At 65.0% G+C, this 18,648-nt stretch carries 15 protein-coding genes; 13 read left to right on the forward strand and 2 right to left on the reverse strand.

Annotated elements, in window-relative coordinates; all coding sequences use genetic code 11:
• Positions 1-33: 33 nt before the first annotated feature.
• From GTH22_RS10380 to GTH22_RS10430, 11 genes are all read left to right on the forward strand, one after another.
• A complete protein-coding gene (locus GTH22_RS10380; protein WP_252945118.1) occupies positions 34-2,619 on the forward strand; it encodes a fimbria/pilus outer membrane usher protein in 2,586 nt (861 codons plus the stop codon).
• The gene (locus GTH22_RS10385; RefSeq protein WP_252945119.1) at positions 2,610-3,554 is read left to right on the forward strand and encodes a spore coat U domain-containing protein; all 945 of its coding nucleotides are present in this window, start codon (positions 2,610-2,612) and stop codon (positions 3,552-3,554) included. The genes GTH22_RS10380 and GTH22_RS10385 overlap by 10 nt, the downstream gene beginning before the upstream one ends.
• A gap of 197 nt (positions 3,555-3,751) precedes the next feature.
• Entirely contained in the window at positions 3,752-5,203 is a 1,452-nt protein-coding gene (locus GTH22_RS10390) for a type II and III secretion system protein family protein (protein WP_252945120.1), read from the forward strand.
• Positions 5,204-5,208: 5 nt separating this feature from the next.
• Positions 5,209-5,856 carry an OmpA family protein gene (locus GTH22_RS10395; RefSeq protein ID WP_252945121.1) on the forward strand — a complete coding sequence of 216 codons (648 nt, stop codon included), beginning with the start codon at positions 5,209-5,211 and terminating at the stop codon, positions 5,854-5,856.
• Positions 5,857-6,244: 388 nt separating this feature from the next.
• Positions 6,245-7,492, forward strand: coding sequence for an AAA family ATPase (locus GTH22_RS10400; protein ID WP_252945122.1), 1,248 nt, complete (start codon positions 6,245-6,247; stop codon positions 7,490-7,492).
• A gap of 26 nt (positions 7,493-7,518) precedes the next feature.
• Positions 7,519-8,976 carry a CpaF family protein gene (locus GTH22_RS10405; protein WP_252945123.1) on the forward strand — a complete coding sequence of 486 codons (1,458 nt, stop codon included), beginning with the start codon at positions 7,519-7,521 and terminating at the stop codon, positions 8,974-8,976.
• Positions 8,977-8,991: 15 nt separating this feature from the next.
• Positions 8,992-9,960: a type II secretion system F family protein gene (locus tag GTH22_RS10410; protein WP_252945124.1), complete on the forward strand. Its 969-nt coding sequence runs from the start codon at positions 8,992-8,994 to the stop codon at positions 9,958-9,960.
• 10 nt (positions 9,961-9,970) lie between these two features.
• Positions 9,971-10,969, forward strand: coding sequence for a type II secretion system F family protein (locus tag GTH22_RS10415; RefSeq protein WP_252945125.1), 999 nt, complete (start codon positions 9,971-9,973; stop codon positions 10,967-10,969).
• A 360-nt stretch (positions 10,970-11,329) separates the two neighbouring features.
• Complete coding sequence (locus GTH22_RS10420) at positions 11,330-11,896, forward strand: tetratricopeptide repeat protein (RefSeq protein WP_252945126.1); 567 nt, start codon at positions 11,330-11,332, stop codon at positions 11,894-11,896.
• A gap of 31 nt (positions 11,897-11,927) precedes the next feature.
• Positions 11,928-12,785 (forward strand): lipopolysaccharide assembly protein LapB, encoded by an 858-nt coding sequence (locus GTH22_RS10425; protein WP_252945127.1) that lies wholly within the window; start codon positions 11,928-11,930, stop codon positions 12,783-12,785.
• Between the two features lie 16 nt (positions 12,786-12,801).
• Positions 12,802-13,299 carry a prepilin peptidase gene (locus GTH22_RS10430; protein ID WP_252945128.1) on the forward strand — a complete coding sequence of 166 codons (498 nt, stop codon included), beginning with the start codon at positions 12,802-12,804 and terminating at the stop codon, positions 13,297-13,299.
• A gap of 7 nt (positions 13,300-13,306) precedes the next feature.
• Here GTH22_RS10430 and GTH22_RS10435 read toward each other — a convergent pair whose 3' ends face one another.
• A complete protein-coding gene (locus GTH22_RS10435; RefSeq protein ID WP_252945129.1) occupies positions 13,307-14,926 on the reverse strand; it encodes a hypothetical protein in 1,620 nt (539 codons plus the stop codon).
• A 139-nt stretch (positions 14,927-15,065) separates the two neighbouring features.
• Between GTH22_RS10435 and GTH22_RS10440 the strand changes: the two genes are divergently transcribed.
• Positions 15,066-16,376 carry an ATPase gene (locus GTH22_RS10440; RefSeq protein WP_252945130.1) on the forward strand — a complete coding sequence of 437 codons (1,311 nt, stop codon included), beginning with the start codon at positions 15,066-15,068 and terminating at the stop codon, positions 16,374-16,376.
• Positions 16,377-16,418: 42 nt separating this feature from the next.
• Here the strand turns inward: GTH22_RS10440 and GTH22_RS10445 are convergent, their stop codons facing one another.
• Complete coding sequence (locus GTH22_RS10445) at positions 16,419-17,930, reverse strand: MDR family MFS transporter (protein WP_252945131.1); 1,512 nt, start codon at positions 17,928-17,930, stop codon at positions 16,419-16,421.
• Positions 17,931-18,032: 102 nt separating this feature from the next.
• On the opposite strand from GTH22_RS10445, the gene GTH22_RS10450 reads away from it, so the two are divergent.
• Complete coding sequence (locus GTH22_RS10450) at positions 18,033-18,647, forward strand: MarR family winged helix-turn-helix transcriptional regulator (RefSeq protein WP_252945132.1); 615 nt, start codon at positions 18,033-18,035, stop codon at positions 18,645-18,647.
• Position 18,648: the final 1 nt, after the last annotated feature.

An 18,648-nucleotide genomic window follows, 5' to 3' on the forward strand; every position in this document is an offset into this window, starting at 1 on the left:
GCACCAGTGAGCGATAAGGCACACAATACGCACATGCGCACCCTCCCGGTGCTGCTCGTCTCGGCTCTCCTGAGCGGAGCGCCCGCGGCTGCACAGGAGGCAACCGGCGGCTGGGTCGTCGGCCCGGCCCAGAGCGCCTCTGGCCCGTCCGCGCTATCGGCGCCGCCCGCAACCGCCACCTCCGCTTCCGAGCGCGCAGGCAGCGGCGGCCTCGTCGTCGGCACGCCCGATACCGCAACCCGCGCCGACACCGTCGACCGCACCCAGGTGTCCGACGGGCTCGACATCATCGCAGGCATCTCCGGCCCCTCATCGGCCCCTGCGGTCGATACCCCGCTGAACCTCGAAGTCGTGCTCAACGGCAAGGACACCTTCCTCCTCGCGGAATTCGTCCAGCACGCCAACACCGGCCGCATCTCCGTCACCCGGTCCGACCTGCGGGCCGTCGGCGTCCGCCCGCCCGCCACCGCCATCGGCCGGGTCTATCTCGACGAGATCGACGGGCTGACCTATTCCTACGACGCCGTCTCCCAGAGCATCTCGATCCTCGCGCCCTACTCGGTGCTCATGCCCGCCGTGCAATCCGCCGCCCGCCGGCCCGAGTTCATTCGGCCCGAGCAGAGCTACGGCGCGGTGCTGAACTACGCGCTCGATGCGCAGGCCGGCGCCGGCCCCGATGGCGACTTCGCCTTCAACAGCTTCACCACCGCGCTCGACGGCTGGGTCTTTACCCCTTTCGGCACGCTCTCCTCCACCGGCTTCCTGCGCCACATCCCCGACAATCCCGGGGCGAGCGGCTTCACCCGTCAGGAAACCCGGCTCGAGCTGCACAACCTCAACCGCGCCGTCACCTTAACCCTCGGCGATGTCACCTCCTCCGGCACCGCCTGGTCGCGGCCCATCCGCATGGGCGGCGTGCAGATCCGCCGCGACTTCTCGCTGCGCTCCGATCTCGTGACCGAACAGCTCTTTTCCTTCGAGGGCGCCGCCGCCGTGCCCTCCTCGGTCGATGTCTTCATCGAGAACAACCGCGCCTATTCCACCAATGTCGACGCCGGCCCCTTCCGCCTGGAAGACGTGCCCGTGGCCTCCGGCGCCGGCGATGCCATCGTCGTGGTGCGCGACGCCACCGGGCGCGAGGCCACCCGCGAAGTCTCCTTCTTCACCTCGCCCAACCTGCTCAAGAAGGGCCGTTTCGACTTTTCGCTCGAGGCCGGGCGCGCCCGCGAGGCCTATGGCACCGAGAGCAACCAGTATGGCGAAACCGACCTCTACTCCGCCACCTTCGCCTACGGGATGACGCGTCGGCTCACGCTCGAGGCCCATGTCGAGGGCAGCGACGCCCTCCTGCTCGCCGGGTTCGGCGTCCATGCTGCCACCCGCATCGGCGACTTCTCCCTCGCCGCCGGGCAGAGCGATTACCTCGGCACCACCGCCGGCTTCGCCTATGGCACCCTGCGCACCAAGGTCGGCCGGGTCGATCTGCAATTCTCCAGCCTGCGCGCCGAGCCGGGCTTCGCCGACCTCGCGCTGGTGACCGGCACCGATTTCCTCGGCGCCACCGAAATTGCCAATTCCGGCTCCCTGCTGGAATTTCCGACCATCTCCGACGTGGTGTCGATCGACATTCCGATCACCGATGAAGACCGCAATCTCGGCCTCACCCTCGTGCGCTCCGAGCGCGACAACAGCCGCGACCTGATCGCCTCGCTCTCCTATTCGCACAGCTTCGAAAAGGCGGGCACCAACTTCTCGATGTATGGCAGCCACAACTTCGAAAGCGAGGAGAGCCGTTTCACCATGGCGCTCTCCATGCCGCTGGGCAAACGCACCACCGCGCGGGCGCAGGTTGCCACCTCCTCCACCGGCGACGAGCTTGTCAGCCTCTATGCCAGCCGCAACATCACCGACGGGGTGGGAGACTACGGCTTCACCGCCCGCGTCGAGCGCCAGAACGGGCGCCACTACGGCGGCGGCTCGGTCGAGTACCTCGGGCGCTACGGCCGGGTGTCGGGCGAGATGCTCTATTCCGACGGGCAGAGCTACCTGCGCGGGGCCGCCGAAGGCTCCATCGTGATCGCGGGCGGGCAGCCCGCGATGGGCAACACCATCAACGACAGCTTCGCCGTCGTGCGCACCGGCGTCGCCGACATCCCGGTCCAGGCCCACCACCGCGAAGTCACCCGCACCGGGCCGGGCGGGGTGGCGCTGGTGCCGGGCCTCAGCTCCTTCCGCCTGAGCCACGTGTCGGTCGACCCGGCAACGCTTCCGGGCAACACCGTGCTCGGGGCCACCGGCGCCGACGTGGTGCCCAGCCGCCGGGGCGGCGTGCTGGTCGACTTCGCGCTCGAGGGCGCAAGCGGCGATCCCGACGCCGCCGCGCTGGTCATTCTCGTCAGCGCCGCGGGCAATCCCCTGCCCCCGGGGTCCGAGGCCAAGCTGGGCGGCAAGGGCGTCGGCTTCCCGGTCGGCTACGAGGGGCTCACCTATGTCGACGGGCTCAAGGGCCAGAACACGCTGAAAGTGAGCCTCGCAGGCGGCGGCTCCTGCACCGCGCGCTTCCCCTTCACCCCAACCGGCGAACTGCAACCGCAGATCGGACCGTTCCCATGCAACTGATCCCCCGCACCCTGCTCCGCGCCGCCGTGGTCGTGGCGGGCCTCGTCATGGCCCCGCTCGCCGCCAGCGCCGCGAACTGCACCGCCACCGTGACCGATTTCAACTTCGGCACCGTCTCCCTGCGCACCGGCGCCCTGAACCAGACCCAGGGCAATGTCAGGATAAGCTGCACCAACCCGCTGCTCGATGCGGTCGGCGTCTGCCTGCGCGTCGGGTCGGGCAGCGGCGGAGCGGGCGGCGGGAACTCGCCCCGCTACATGCGCGGGCCATCCGGGCAGGGGCTGGCCTACGAGCTGCGCCTCGGCGGCGCGAGCGCAGTCAACGGCACCCTCACCGAGGCCTATTTCCTGGTGCCCATCGTGCTCGGGCTCGGCGGCACCATCGACGTTCCGATCTACGGCCAGATCACCTCCGCCGCCCCCGGCGTGCCCACCGGCAGCTATTCCAGCCAGTTCTCCGGCGCGCCCGACATCCAGCTGACCTACGGCGTCCTCGCCTGTGGCCTGCTGGGGCAAAACTACGTGCCCTCCGATTTCAGCGTCCGCGCCCAGGTCGAGGCGAGCTGCGAGGTCAGCGTCGGCAGCCTCAGCTTCGGCATCATCGACTCCCAGGTCTCCCGGCCGGTCGACCAGACCGCCAACCTCACCGTGCGCTGCTCCCAGGCCGCCGCCTATTCCATCACCCTCGACCAGGGCCAGGGCGGGGGCTCCGATCCCAACCGGCGGCGCATGAAGAACGGCTCCCATGTGCTTGAATACGGGCTCTATCACGACCCCGCCCGCACCTCCGTCTGGGGCACGACAGCCGCCAACGACAAGAGCGCCACCGGCGCCGGGCTGGACCAGACCTACACGATATTCGGCCGGATCCACGCCGGCCAGATGGCGCAATTCGGCACCTATTCCGATAGCGTGGTCGTGACCGTCAATTACTGAACAGGGGTTGCGCTATCCCTAGGGGCAACTTGGCCGCACCGCCGCTACACATAGGGTTCTGTTGCTGTGAAACTACATAAACGAATCGCCGCAACGCTTTGATTATTGCAAAAAAACACAACTCCCCGCAGGATGTGGCCACCACAAGTGGGTCTTAAGGCCCCATTCAATCGTAGTGACTATAGAGGCAGGGTCACATGAAACTTAGAACGCTTATGGCGGCGGGCCTGTTGGGCCTTGCTGCTTTCATTCCCCATATCGAGGGGGCAGCCGCCCAGACCCTGCGGGTCATGTCGGGTTCGGCTTCCTCCAGTCTGAAGGTTCCCATGAACCGGGCCGTCGTCGTCGAGAGTGACGAGGCCTTCGCGGAGCTTTCCATCGCAAACCCCGGCATCGCGGATATCTCCACGCTGTCGGAGCGCACCATCTACGTGCTCGGCAAGGCGCCGGGCCGCACGACGCTCACGCTTCTTGCGCCCGATGGCTCGCTCATCACCAACGTCGAAGTGCAGGTCACGCCAGATATCTCCGAACTCAAGGAGCGTCTGCGCGAGGTCCTTCCGGGCGAGAACATCGAGGTGCGCCCCGCCAACGACGGGTTGATCCTGTCGGGCGTGGTCACTTCGGCCGCATCGCTCGACCGGGCGCTCGACCTGGCCCAGCGCTACGCGCCGCAGCGGGTGTCCAACCTGATGTCGGTGGGTGGTTCGCAGCAGGTGATGCTGAAAGTCCGCTTCGCCGAGATGAACCGCTCCGTGTCCAAATCGCTGTCGGCCTCCGTGGGCGTCAACGGCATCTCCGGCGGCGGCGGCAACTTCGGAACCGCCGGCGGCTCGGGCACGTACATTGACGGCAACAACCTGAGCAACCTGTTTGATGGCGACCCAAGCACACAGGTCACCCGCTCGGGCGAAAGCACCGGCGCGATCTCCTTCGGCTTCGGCGGCTCCAACGTCGAGCTGGCGATCCTGCTGGAGGCGCTCGAAACCCGCGGCTTCATCCGCACGCTGGCCGAGCCCAACCTCACCGCGCTCTCCGGTCAAAACGCCGAATTCCTCGCCGGTGGCGAGTATCCGGTGCCGGTGGCCAACGACAACGGCTCGGTGACGGTGGACTTCAAGCCCTTCGGCATCCTGCTCAACTTCACGCCCCGCGTGATCGGCAAGAACATCAACCTGCGCCTCACGGCAGAGGTTTCGGGCGTCGATACCACCATCGGCTTCACCGATGCGGGCTTCACCGTCAACGGCTTCCGCACCCGGTCGACCTCGACCACCGTGGAAATGCGCGACGGCGAGAGCTTTGCCATCGCGGGCCTCCTGCAGGACGACTTCACCGACGGCATCTCCAAGGTGCCATGGCTCGGTGACATCCCGATCCTGGGCACGCTGTTCCGTTCGTCGGACTACCAGCGCAACCAGTCCGAGCTTGTCATCATCGTCTCGGCCCACCTCGTGTCGCCCACCTCCGGCGAAGCCCTCGCGCTTCCCACCGATCGTGTGCGCCCCCCTACCGAGCGTGAGTTCTTCCTCGGCGGCATCGACGCGGCACCCGCAGGCGGAGGCTCCACCCGGACCTCCACCAAGGGTGGCGCCGGCGAAGTGGCCCGGCAGGACTTTTCCGGTTCCTACGGCTACGTGATGGAGTGAAGACCATGAAAAAGGCACTCACCCTCGGCATCCTCTCCACCGTGATCGCGGTGGCCGGATGCTCCCCCCAGGCCGACCGCGCAGCGGGCAGCGACCTGGACATCGGCGGCTTCGGCAACTCGACGATGAACAACCACCTCGTGCAGACCGGCCAACGTGACTTTGCCGTGCAGCTGAGCCGGAAGTTCGCCGCCGAGGCGCCCACCACGATCAACTTCGCCTTCAACTCGGCGGGTCTGGATGCTTCGGCACGGGCCGCGCTCGACAAGCAGGCTTCGTGGATCGCCCAGTATCCGACCGTGCGCTTCCGGGTCTACGGCCACACCGACCTCGTCGGCTCGGCCAGCTACAACAAGGCTCTCGGCCTGCGTCGGGCCCGGGCCGCGGTCAACTACCTCGTTTCGCGCGGCATCTCCCGTTCGCGCCTCGAGGCCGTCGCCTCCTTCGGCGAGACCCAGCCGCTGATCCACACCCAGACCCGCGAGCGCCGCAACCGCCGCACGGTTACGGAAGTGTCGGGCTTCATGGGCAAGCGGCCGCGCTTCCAGGACGGCAAGTACGCGCTGTTCTCCTACTCCGAAACCATCACATCGGCGACCGAGCCGCATGAGCTGGTCATTGTCGACGAAGGCGGCAGCGACGAAGAGCGCTGACGCCGGGCCAAGGGACACCCCCTGCCCTGCCTCTCTCACGGCAGGGGGCCCAAGACCCCGAAAACAGAACGCGCGCCACAGCCTGGCGCGCGTTTTTCGTTGGTGCCGGCGTTTCCACCCGGGCGACAAAGCCTGTGGAGAAGTCGCATGATTGCCCCCCGAGCCGGAAACAACACACGCTCAGGGCGATAATCCCCCCCCAGTTACCCAACAATTTCGGCTTTTCAGCCGTATTCTCGCCCACATTCCCGGGCATCAAACATTCATTGGGAGCAGTGCGCGATAACGAGTCGCGCAAGCACCCGAGCCAATGGGGGCGGATGCCAAGCTACAGTTGCTCCTCCCTGCAGCGGTTTCGGGTGTTGCCACAGAACAAGGACGTGAGGCAATGACGATGAGCGCAGTGTTGCAGCCAGAACCGGCGCCGATCACAGCATGCACCGTGTCGCGCGATGTGCAGAACTTCGATCTCCTGATCGAAGACATGGAAACCGAGCTTGGCGAAAGCTGGGGCGACCTCGGCTTTGCCGACGCGTCGGCCTTCCTCGAGCAGGATGAGGCCGACGAGCTCGAGTTCTTCGCCATCGCACTCGACAGCGAAGACGAAGCTTCCCTGGCCGATATCACCGCGCTCATTTCCAAGGCCCGCAACCGCGGCATCAAGGTGATCCTGATCGCCGAAGACGTCAGCCCGATCGTGCTGCACCAGCTTCTGCACAGCGGCGCCGACGATTTCGTTCCCTACCCGCTGCCCGAGAATGCGCTGCACGAGGCCATCGAGCGTCTGCGCGAGCCCGAGCCCGCGCCCGTGCAGCTCGCCCCCGAGGCCCCTGCCCCGACGCTGGCCGCCACCGGCGACCGCAACGGCGTGGTGCTGGCGGTGCACGGCATGGCCGGCGGCACCGGCGCCACCACCTTCGCCGTCAACCTCGCCTACGAGCTGGCGACGCTCGACAAGAAAGACAATCCGCGGGTCTGCCTGCTGGACTTCGATTTCCAGTTCGGCTCCACCGCCACCTTCCTCGACCTCAACCGCAAGGAAGCCGTGTTCGAGCTTCTGAGCGACACCGCGTCGATGGACAGCGCCGCCTTCATGGCCGCGCTGCAAAGCTACAACGACAAGATCCACGTGCTGACGGCGCCCACCGAGATGCTGCCGCTCGACATCGTGACGCCCGACGACATCAAGGCCATCCTCGACATCGCCCGCGCCAACTTCGACTTCGTGGTCATCGACATGCCCACCACCGTCTGCGCCTGGACCGAAACCGTGCTCGACGCCGCGCAGGTCTACTTCGCGCCCATCGAGCTCGACATGCGCTCGGCCCAGAACGTGATGCGGATGATCCGGGCCCTGAAGTCCGAGGATCTGCCCTTCGAGAAGATGCGCTTCGCGCTCAACCGCTCGCCCAAGTTCACCGACCTCTCCGGCAAGGCCCGCGTCAAGCGCATGGCCGAAGGGCTCGACATCGACATCGAGCTGATGCTGGCCAACGGCGCCAAGCAGGTGATGGACAGCGCCGACCACGGCCAGCCGCTGGCCGAGTTCGCGCCCAAGAACCAGCTGCGCCGCGACATTCAGAAACTGGCCCAATCGCTGCTCGACCTCGTGAAGGTCGAGGAAGAAGCGGTCTGACCGTAACGCTGTAAAGGAAGTATCCAATGTTCTCGCGCTACAAGAAGCCCGCCGCCAACGACGCCGCCCCCGCCGCCGCGCCCGTCGCGCAGAGCGAGGCGCCCGCCGCCGCCGCCGCGCCCAAGGCCAAGCTGCAACGTGCCGCCATGGCCCCGCAGAAGTCGGGCAAGGTCGCGGCCATCGCCACGCCCGAAGACAAGGAAAAGAAGCGCAAGGAGCGCCTCTCCGAGATCAAGGTCGAGCTGCACAAGGCGCTGCTCGACAACCTCAACCTCTCGGCGCTCGAAACCGCCAGCGAGAACGACCTGAAGTCCGAAATCGTGGCGATTTCGGCCGAAACGCTCGATTCCATGGGCGTCGTGCTCAACAAGGACGAGCGCGCCACGCTGCACCAGGACCTCTACGACGAGGTCACCGGCCTCGGCCCGCTCGAGCCGCTGCTCAAGGACGACGACGTCAACGATATTCTCGTCAACGGCCCCAAGCAGATCTTCGTGGAACGCGCCGGCAAGCTGTCGCTCTCCGACATCACCTTCAAGGACGAAAAGCACCTGCTGCGGATCATCGACAAGATCGTCTCCGCCGTCGGCCGCCGCGTCGATGAAAGCAACCCCTACGTCGACGCCCGCCTTCAGGACGGCTCGCGCTTCAACGCCATGGTCCCGCCGATCGCGGTGGACGGCTCGCTGGTCTCCATTCGTAAGTTCAAGAAAGAGAAACTGGCGATCGACGACCTCGTGAAGTTCGGCGCCTTCACCGAGGAGATGGCCGCCTATCTCCAGGCCGCCGTCGCCTGCCGCCTCAACGTCATCGTCTCCGGCGGTACGGGCTCGGGCAAGACCACCACGCTCAACGCCCTGTCGTCCTTCATCGACAACTCCGAGCGCATCCTGACGATCGAAGACACCGCCGAACTCCAGCTCCAGCAGACCCACGTCGGCCGGATGGAAAGCCGCCCCGCCAACGTCGAGGGCAAGGGCGCCGTCTCCCAGCGCGACTGTCTGAAAAACGCCCTGCGGATGCGCCCCGACCGCATCATCGTGGGTGAGACCCGCGGCGAGGAGGTGATCGACATGCTCCAGGCCATGAACACCGGCCACGACGGCTCGATGACCACGATCCACGCCAACTCCGCCCGCGATGGCGTGTCGCGTCTCGAGAACATGATCGCCATGGCCGGTATCGAAATGCCGCTGAAGGCCGTGCGCTCGCAGATCTCCTCGGCCGTGAACCTCATCGTGCAGGCCTCGCGCCTGCAGGACGGCTCCCGCCGCATGGTCTCGATCACCGAGATCACCGGCATGGAAGGCGAGGTCATCTCGATGCAGGAAATCTTCCGCTACGAACGCCTCGGCCTCGCCTCCGACGGCAAGATCATCGGCCGCTTCAACGCCACCGGCGTCCGCTCCGCCTACTCCGACCGTTTCAAGTCGTGGGGCTACGACCTGCCCGCCTCGATCTTCGAACCCATCGCCGCGCAGTAAGGGGGCGCGCAGCTCATGCAGATTTCAGCAGAACCAATCATCTACGGCCTGGTCTTCGTCGCCGTCCTCGTGATGGTCGAAGGCATCTACCTTGTCGTCTTCGGCAAGTCGATCTCGCTCAACAGCAAGGTCAACCGCCGCCTCGACATGATGGAAAAGGGCGGCAACCGCGAAGAAGTGCTCGAACAGCTCCGCAAGGAGATGAAGCAGCACATGTCGACCAAGAGCATCCCGCTCTACTCGATCCTCGCCAACAAGGCCCAGAAGGCCAACATCGCCTTCTCCCCCGGCGCGCTGGTGGGGATCATGATGGGCCTCTCCGTGGTCGCCTTCGGGGCGCTCACCGTGGGCTCGCAGGCCGGTGTCGGCGTGCGCATCGTGGTCTCCCTCGCCATGGGCATCGGCGGCGTCTACTTCTGGGTCAACGGCAAGGCCAAGAAGCGCCTCGGCCTCGTCGAGGAGCAGCTCCCCGATGCGGTCGAGCTGATGGTCCGCTCGCTCCGCGTCGGCCACCCCTTCTCCTCGGCGGTCAACATCGTCGCGCGCGAAGTGCCCGATCCGCTCGGCTCCGAGTTCGGCGTCATCGCCGACGAGGCCGCCTATGGCCGCGACATGTCCGAGAGCCTGAAGGATCTCGCCGAACGGATGGACATGCAGGATCTCCGCTTCCTCGCCGTCGCCGTCACCATCCAGCAGCAGTCGGGCGGCAACCTCGCCGAGATCCTCGAAGGCCTCGGCAAGGTGATCCGCGCCCGCTTCAAGCTGTTCCGCCGGGTGAAGGCAATCACCGCCGAAGCCAAGTGGTCCGGCATGTTCCTGTCGATGTTCCCGATCCTCGCGATCATCATGATCAACGTCATCAAGCCCGACTATTACGACGAGGTGAAGGAAACCGCTGCCTTCATCCCCGCCTGTCTCGTCGTGGGCACCTTTCTCACCGTCAACGTGATCTTCATGAAGATCATGGTGAACATCAAAGTCTGAGGCCCCCCGCATGGAACTTCTGCAAAACGCCAACGACTGGCTTATCGCCACCTTCGGTGAACTTGGCCCGCTCTTCGCCATCGGGGCGCTGGGGCTGGTGCTGGTCCTTCTCACCCTGCCGACCTTCCTGAAGCGGAAGGCCGACCCGATGGACAAGCTCAAGGGCACCGGCGGCACGGGCCGGGCGCCCAAGGGGGCCGACAAGGGCGCCAAGCTGCGCACCCAGCAGAACAAGAACGCCGAGAAACTCGACAAGTTCGCCACCTTCCTCGAGCCCCAGACCGCCGAGGAAATGAGCGCCGCCAAGCTGCGGATGACCCAGGCCGGCTATCGCGGCAAGAACGCGGTGCGGATCTATCACTTCATCCAGTTCGCGCTCGGCATCTTCGCCCTGCTGGTCGGCCTCGTCGTGGCCATCGTCAGCTCCGCCTCGGGCGAAGTCGAAACCCAGCAGCTCCTGCTGATGGTCGTGCTCCCCGGCGCCGTGGGCTACTACCTGCCCCGCTACTGGGTGAACAACCGCCTCAAGAAGCGCCAGGAAGAGATCACCAACGGCTTCCCGGATTCTCTCGACATGATGCTCGTCTGCGTCGAGGCCGGCCAGTCGATGGACCAGTCGATCATCCGGGTCTCCAAGGAAATCAAGCAGGGCTACCCCGCGCTGGCCGAAGAATACGAGATGGTCGCCAACGAGATGAAGGCCGGCAAGGACAAGACCAACGTGCTCAAGGACATGTCCGAGCGCTGCGGCGTCCCCGACATCGCCAGCTTCGTGACCGTGATGATCCAGTCCGCCAGCTTCGGCACATCCATCGCCGACGCCCTGCGGGTGTTCTCCGAGGAGATGCGCGACAAGCGGGTGATGCGGGCCGAGGAAAAGGCCAACGTGCTCCCCACCAAGTTGACGCTGGGCACCATGATGTTCACCGTGCCCCCGCTGATGATCATCCTCATCGGCCCGTCGGTCTACCAGATCTACGACACGCTGAGCAACGCGACGTTCTTCTGAAGGAGAGGGCCGCCCCGAGCGGCCCCTCCCCCTCTCCCGTCATCCTCGGGCTCGACCCGAGGATCTCCCGCCGCAGGGTGGATGAAACTCACCAACCGGCCCCCAACTCTCCCCCCACCGTCCCAACCCATTAACCACCGCAAACGCGAAATTCGCGTATGTACAGGTTGTGCACAGGTTGTGTACCGGATGTGACAAGGTATCCTGATACCACCCGCCCAATCCCTGCCCCATCGGACGCCCCTGTCACCTTTTTGCCCCTTTCGCCGCCCCACGGCCGGAAGATCCCTTGCCAGAAGGCCCGCCCGGGCGCATCCTCCGCGCCAACAACAAACGCAGGCGAGCAGTCTCCTGTCACCAATGGCAACATTCCCCAAGGCCCTCGCGGCCCTTCTCCTGCTGGCCCTCGCGGCCTGCGGGTCCGATCGTCTTTCCGGTTTGAATCAAGGCACTAAGGCCCCGGCGTCGCGCGGCTACGAAGACCCCGACGGCCTCATCGTCGGCCATCGCCTGATGTCCGCCGGCGAGTACGAACTGGCGCTCTCCGCCTACTACCGCGCCGGCGCCGAGCAAGGGTTGACGGTCGATGTCCTCAGCGCGCTCGGCAGTGCAAACCTCAAGCTCGGCCGCCTCGGCCAGGCCGAGGAGCTGCTGCGCAAAGCCATTGAAAAGGATGAGAAGTTTCCGCCCGCCTGGAACAACCTCGGGGTCATTCTCATGGAGCAGGGCAATTACGGCGAGGCCGAACGCGTCTTCAAGATCGCCTTCGCGCTCGACAGTGGTAATTCCGCCCAGATCAAGAAAAACCTGAACCTCGCTATGGATCGGGTACAGATCCCCGGCTATGGTTCTGAACAAGAACAAGAAAGCAATTTCGACTTGGTGCGCAGAGGCAGTGGGCAATACCTCCTTCTCAGCACGCCATGAGGCAGCAAGAGCAGTAAAAGGACGCAGCAAAATGCGCCAAACAACCGTTATTTCCCTTGCCCTTACGGGTGTCCTGGCCGTTTCGGCCTGCCAGAAGTCCGCCGATGGCGAGGTGTCCCGCGCCATGGCCTCGGTCAATGCCGTCGACGAGAACGGCCTCTCCGACATCATGCTCACCGTGGCCGACCCCAACGAGGCGGTCAGCTACTTCAAGCGCGCCAGCAAGGACAATCCCAAGCGGATCGACCTGCAGCGCGGCCTCGCCCTGAGCCTCGTGCGTGCCAAGAAGAACACCGAGGCCGTCGCCGCCTGGCGCAGGGTCGTGAAGCACGAAGACAGCACGCTCGACGACAAGGTCGACTTTGCCGACGCCCTTCTGCGCAACGGCGACTGGAAGGAAGCCGAGGCCACGCTCGACGGCATTCCGCCCACCCACGAGACCTACAAGCGCTACCGGCTCGAGGCCATGGTCGCCGACGGCAACAAGGAGTGGAAGAAGGCCGACAGCTTCTATGAAACCGCCGTTGCCCTCACCACCAAGCCCTCCGGTGTGCTCAACAACTGGGGTTACTCCAAGCTCTCGCGCGGCGACTACCCGGGTGCCGAGAAGCTCTTTGTCGAGGCCATCCAGTACGACTCCGAGCTGTTCACCGCCAAGAACAACCTCGTCCTGGCCCGCGGTGCCCAGCGCAACTATCAGCTGCCATTGGTTAAGATGACGCAAGTCGAGCGTGCGCAACTGCTACACACTGCGGCGCTGACGGCCGTGAAACAGGGCGACGTCGAAACCGGAAAGGGCCTGCTGCAGGAGGCGATCGACGCACATCCGCAGCACTTCGAAGAGGCCGTTCGGGCGCTCAGGGCGCTGGAAAACAACGTTACCAACTGATCCGGGGGTCACGCCAATGCTCGCCCCCGCCACGGCCAGCCTGTGGTTCTTCATCCTGACGGCACCGATCTGCCTCTATGTGGCCTATTCGGACATGTCGCGGATGAAGATCCCGAACCATGCCGTCCTGCTGACGGTTCTGGTCTACGCCGTGGCCGGGCTGATCCTGCTGCCCTTCGTCGACTATGCCTGGCGCTGGCTCCACCTGGTTGTGGTTCTGGCGGTGGGGTTCATCATGAACATGCTGGGCATGCTCGGCGCGGGCGATGCCAAGTATGCCGCCGCCATGGCCCCCTTCGTCGCGCTCGGTGATCTGTTCAACGTGATGATGCTCTTTGCCGCCATCATGCTGGCCGCCTTCGTCACACACCGCCTCGCCCGAGCCATCCCGCCCGTGCGCAACCTCGTGCCCCATTGGGAGAGCTGGGTGCGCAAGGACTTTCCGATGGGACTGGCCCTTGGCGGAACGCTGGCTGCCTACCTTGCCATGGCCGCCAAATACGGCGTGCAGTAAGCTCGCGTCAGCCCTTCTCGAGCAGGATGTACAGCGGCGTGCGGTCCACCTCCACGAGGCTGTCTCCACGCTCTGAGATCCGCTCCAGAACCAACTCGCGCACCTTGGGATGCACCGGGCAGTTGGGCACCAGCACGTAATCCGCCATCTCGTAGCCCGGCAGCCCGCCGTAATACCACGGGGCTCCATGCTCCAACCGAGCAAAGTCACCGAAGAGCCAGATCGACGAGAAGAGATCGGCGATGAAAATTCCCTCGCCTCCATGCCCGCTCTCTTCGAGGCTGGTGGCAATGCCATCGAACAGCGCCGGCAGGCCCAGTAGGATCTCGCAGCGCGGCAGTTCCTCTCCGTTCAACACCACGGGCGGCTCGCGTCCGGCCTTCTCCGCCAGCGCCTCCAGGCCGCTGCCCGGCTCGTCCATCGGCACCCGCTTGTCGACCCGCATCGCCCGCACGGTGCCGGTCTGCAGATCAGAGTGGAGCGTGGCCCCGGGCAGCAAGGGCGTGTGCTGCGCCGCGTCCTGCCCCAGATGGCGGATCGGACTGTAGGCTAGGTTCATCGCGGACGGCACGATCATGGCAAATGCGGCGGCCCCCGCGAGGCCCACGGCCATGCTCATGTCCCAGCCGAACCCGTTCTTCAGATCCTGCGCGGGGCGGGCCGCAAAGAGCAGTATACCCAGCAGCAGGAGCCACTGCGGATCATTGCCGAAGTTCTGGAAGGTGACGTAAAAGAACCCCGGCGTCAGCAACAGCAGCACCATGCCCTCCGTCGCCTTGCCCGCCTGCCGCAACAGGATCACGCCCATAAGCAACACGATCGACCCGCCAAGATAGGCCGGCGCGGCCACCACGGCGGCAAAGGGCTCACCGGGGTTGGAGCGCACCTGAGAGGCAGAGACCCGCAGCAGGTCGCCCACATAGGCCGCCCAGTACCCCACGCCCGCAAAGGCGGTGACGACGGCGGCCACGGCAAGGCCGGTCGCAAGCGCCAGCAGGAAGGTCCGATATTGCCGGTGCGCCAGCAGCCCTACGGCAACGGGGATGATGAAGGCGGCAAAATAGGTGACCTTGCAGAGCGCCATGAAAGCCAGCGCAAGGCCTACCACGATGCCGTCTGCGGTCTGGTTCCGGCGGTCCTCGACCGGCGGCAGCGTGGCGATGAGGATTGCCACGAAGGCTGCCGCCCAGGCCCATCGGTTGTAGTGCATCGAGATCGACACTGAGCGCTCGGCCTGGCCGTGCACAAGGGCCGTGGCCAGCACGATAATGACGGCGCCAAAGAGGTAGGGCCAATAGCCGGTAAGCCGCGATACCCCCGCCCGCCACGCTAGCGGCACAAGGCAAAGGCCGACAAGCGCCTGCCCGTATAGGATCGCATGTCCGACCCCTGCCCCGAGCTTCACGAAGAGCGCGATGGGCGCAAAGGCCATGAAGCCGATAGGGGTCATGAAATCGACATGCGGCCACTCCCCATCGGCCATCCGGAAGACGATTTCGAGCAGGTGCAGCATGTCGCCTTCGTGCTTGCCCACAAGAAGCTGCCCGCGCCACATGGCGAGCCCTGCTTCAACGGCCAGAACCGCCAGCAGAAATGCAAACAACCTTCCGGAATCTGTCTTTTTCATCACTGCTCTTGTCCATTTTTTGGCCACATTAGCCGGGCACAGTCCTGCTCACCACGGGTATTGTCCACGCCTTGGGCGGTTATCGGGCAAAACCAGTGGAAAAATTGAGACGTGCGCCAAAAACGAGCAGGTGAACCGGATGAACATGGAAGTGGCAAACGTGATTGCGCCCCCCGCCCCCAAGCGGCTGGAAGACATGCAATTGCCCCTGGTGATGATGCGCGACATCGTGCTGAAGACCATTTTCCGCAAGAACGTAGAGACCGTGGCCGAGATTTCGCCCGCGATCTGCCTGCCGATCCCTGTGACCCAGGAACTGGTCGATTTGGCCCGCAACCAAAAGCTGATTGAGGCCACCGGCTCGATGATGGCGGGCGGCTCTGGCGAGATGGGCTATCAGCTCACCGATGCAGGCAAGGCTCGAGCGCTCGATGCGCTGGCGCAGTCCGAGTATTACGGCGCGATGCCGGTTCCGCTGGAAGTCTACCAGGAGCAGGTGAAGCGACAGTCGATCCGCAACATCCAGATTTCCCGCGAACAGCTCACCGGCGCGATGGGTCACCTGATCCTGCCCAATGAGTTGCTCGACCACCTCGGCCCGGCGGTTTCGGCCGGCCGCTCGATCCTGATGTATGGCCCGCCGGGCAACGGCAAGTCGTCGATCTCAAACGGAATCCGCGACGCGATGGGCGACAAAATCTTCATTCCCCGCGCCATCGAATACGCCGGTCAGGTGATCACGGTCTACGATCCGATCGTGCACACCGCCGTCGAGGAAGAGGCCGACGATCCCAACTCGCTGCGCCGCACCTCGGGCCGCTTCGACACCCGCTATGTCCGCTGCGAGCGCCCCACAGTGATCACCGGCGGTGAGCTTTCGCTCTCCATGCTGGACCTCGTCTACAACCCCACTGCGCGCACCTATCAGGCACCGCTTCAGCTGAAGTCGTCGGGCGGCATCTTCATCGTCGACGACCTTGGCCGCCAGGCCGAGCCGCCGCAGGCGCTGGTCAACCGCTGGATCGTTCCGCTGGAAGAGAGCAAGGATATCCTCGCCCTGCAGTCGGGCGAGAAATTCGAGGTGCCCTTCGACACGCTGGTGATCTTCTCCACCAACTTCCACCCCAACGAGATTTTCGACAAAGCGGCGCTGCGCCGGATCTTCTTCAAGATCAAGATCGACGGGCCGGAGCAGGAAGATTACCTGAAGATCTTCGCCATGGTCGCCAAGAAGCGCGGCATGCCGCTGGATCAGGATGCGCTGATCCACTTGCTGAAGGTGAAATACCCGGAAATCGACAACGTCTACGCCAACTATCAGCCGATCTTCCTGATCGACCAGATGATCGCGATCTGCGAATTCGAGGGCATCCCCTACCAGATGACGCCCAAGCTGATCGACCGCGCCTGGGCGAACATGTTCGTCAAGGAAGAGACCATCGTTCACTGAGCCCGGCCGTCAGGCCCGGCAGAACTTCAAGCAGGCGCGGGCTCAGGCCCGCGCTTCGCCGTTGTCGAGGGGCAGTTCGCGCAGCCGCAAGGAGACGAGACAGGCCACAACCGCAACACCTGCGCCGATCCAGAAGATCGGGTGCAGGGCGAGCGAAAAGCCGTGTTGCACCTGCGCTTGCGTTTCGGGAGACAGCGTAGCCAGCGTCGAGGCGCTCATCGAGCGAACGCTGGTGCCTTCGGGCAATGTGCCCGCGAGGTTCTGCATCAAGCCGGAGCCGAAGAGCGCCCCGAAGGCCGCCGTGCCCACCGACCCGCCAATGAGGCGGAACATGTTGGCCGAGGCCGTGCCGACCCCGAGCATGTGCCGGGGCACCGCGTTCTGGATTGCCGCCACCCCGATGGAAAACACCGGGCCGAGGCCAAGGCCCACGCAAATCATCGAGACGGCCACAAGCCAGAGCGGCGAGCCTTCCGTCAGGGTCGAGAGCGACAGCATCGCCACAGCCAGAAGCGCCGTGGAGATAGTCGGCATGATCTTGTAGCGCCCGGTGCGCCCCATGATCTGCCCCGCCGCCGTGGAGGAAGCAATGAGCCCCGCCATCATCGGCGTCAGGAACAGGCCGGAGACAGCCGGGGAGACCCCCTGCACCACCTGCAGGTACAGCGGAATGAAGGTGATGGTGCCGAACATGGCGACCCCCACCATGAACCCCACCGAATTGACGACGAGGAAGGTGTTGTTGCGGAAGAGCCCCAGAGGGAGGATGGGCTCTTCCGCACGTCGCTCGGCAATGACGAACCCGGCAACAGCGGCCAGCCCCAGAGCCACGAGGGCAAGGAACTCTGCGCTGCCCCAGGGGAGGACCGTCCCGCCAAGGTTGGAGCCGAGCACTGCCACCGAGAGAATGGTGGCCAGCAGGCCGGCTCCGAGAAAATCGAGCTTGGCCCGGCTTTCGCGCACCGGGGTTTCAAGCGCGAAACCCAGCACCACGAACGCCAGAAGACCGACGGGGAAGTTGACGAAGAAGATCCAGTGCCAGCTCAGCGCCTCGACTAGGAAGCCGCCGATGAGCGGGCCGATCACTGTCGACACGCCAAATACCGCGCCCAGAAGGCCCTGCGCCTTGCCCCGCTCGCGCGGTGGCAGAACATCGGCCACCACGGCCATCGACACCACGATGAGCCCGCCGCCGCCAAGCCCCTGGACCGCCCGCCCGGCGATGAGCATTTCCATCGACTGGGCAAAGCCGCAGATCGCCGCGCCGAGAACGAAGATCAGAATACCGCATTGAATCACGATCTTGCGGCCGTAGAGGTCACCCAGTTTGCCGCTCACCGGCGCGCCGACCGTGGAGGCCAGCAGAAAGGCCGTGATGACCCAGGTGATGTGATCGACGCCGCCAAGCTCGGCCACCATGGTCGGCATGGCCGTGGTCACGATGGTCTGTCCGAGGGAGGCAAACAGCAGGGTTGCACCGACCGCCGCCAGCACCAGGCCAACGCGCACAGGGGGGTCTTGTTCTACAAGTCGGTTGTCGTTTTCGAGGCTCAAGGGTACATCCTGCTCACCAAGCGCCGTCTTGACAGGCGCATTGCTATCATGCTGCATATATGTGCGCATAGCATATACATGTCAACACAGCTGGAGGGTGCCTTGGGCGACAGAGACCAAAGCCTGATCGAACGACTGGAAACCTTCGGCATCGAGGGTGAACTGACCCAGAGTGCCCTGGACCTCGACGGCGTGCTGCAACGCTGGCGCAGGCGGGCTGTGGTCAAACGCGAGCTCGGCATCCGCGCGGTGCAAGAGCTCGGCCTCAAGCTCGATCTGGCAGAACTCGATGCGCTGGTGGCCATCTGGCGCCCCGCCAACGAATTCGGCGATGAGCCCAGCGGCGAAACCACGGTCGGCTCGGTCGCCAGCCGGCTTGGCATCGACCCATCCCGCGCCTCCCGACTGACAAGCGAGCTGATCCGCAAGGGCCTCGTGGAACGCGGCGTCAGCCAGGAAGACGCGCGCCGGGCAATCCTCAAGGTCTCGGAAGATGGCGACCGGCTGGTGACAGCGGTGCGAACCTTCAAGTTCCTGACACTAGGTCATTTTCTGCAGTCGTGGACCTCGGAGGAAGTTGCCACCTTCCTGCCCCTGCTGGAACGTTTCTCGATGTGGTCTGAAGCCCCGCAAGACCCTTCGGGCACCATCGCCGCCGAGATCAACGCGCTGCGCGAGGCGGTGGCAGACATCTCCATGGAAAAGGCCGACAGCTAGG

It is taken from the genome of Oceanicola sp. 502str15 (assembly GCF_024105635.1).
GTDB lineage: Bacteria > Pseudomonadota > Alphaproteobacteria > Rhodobacterales > Rhodobacteraceae > Vannielia.

Bases quoted from the DNA above. Each gene is read 5' to 3' on its own strand.
- GTH22_RS10390 (WP_252945120.1), top strand. From the start codon at position 3,752: ATGAAACTTAGAACGCTTATGGCGGCGGGCCTGTTGGGCCTTGCTGCT.
- GTH22_RS10415 (WP_252945125.1), top strand. From the start codon at position 9,971: ATGGAACTTCTGCAAAACGCCAACGACTGGCTTATCGCCACCTTCGGT.
- GTH22_RS10400 (WP_252945122.1), top strand. From the start codon at position 6,245: ATGACGATGAGCGCAGTGTTGCAGCCAGAACCGGCGCCGATCACAGCA.
- GTH22_RS10430 (WP_252945128.1), top strand. From the start codon at position 12,802: ATGCTCGCCCCCGCCACGGCCAGCCTGTGGTTCTTCATCCTGACGGCA.
- GTH22_RS10435 (WP_252945129.1), bottom strand. From the start codon at position 14,926: ATGAAAAAGACAGATTCCGGAAGGTTGTTTGCATTTCTGCTGGCGGTT.
- GTH22_RS10405 (WP_252945123.1), top strand. From the start codon at position 7,519: ATGTTCTCGCGCTACAAGAAGCCCGCCGCCAACGACGCCGCCCCCGCC.
- GTH22_RS10425 (WP_252945127.1), top strand. From the start codon at position 11,928: ATGCGCCAAACAACCGTTATTTCCCTTGCCCTTACGGGTGTCCTGGCC.
- GTH22_RS10420 (WP_252945126.1), top strand. From the start codon at position 11,330: ATGGCAACATTCCCCAAGGCCCTCGCGGCCCTTCTCCTGCTGGCCCTC.
- GTH22_RS10440 (WP_252945130.1), top strand. From the start codon at position 15,066: ATGAACATGGAAGTGGCAAACGTGATTGCGCCCCCCGCCCCCAAGCGG.
- GTH22_RS10410 (WP_252945124.1), top strand. From the start codon at position 8,992: ATGCAGATTTCAGCAGAACCAATCATCTACGGCCTGGTCTTCGTCGCC.
- GTH22_RS10380 (WP_252945118.1), top strand. From the start codon at position 34: ATGCGCACCCTCCCGGTGCTGCTCGTCTCGGCTCTCCTGAGCGGAGCG.
- GTH22_RS10395 (WP_252945121.1), top strand. From the start codon at position 5,209: ATGAAAAAGGCACTCACCCTCGGCATCCTCTCCACCGTGATCGCGGTG.
- GTH22_RS10385 (WP_252945119.1), top strand. From the start codon at position 2,610: ATGCAACTGATCCCCCGCACCCTGCTCCGCGCCGCCGTGGTCGTGGCG.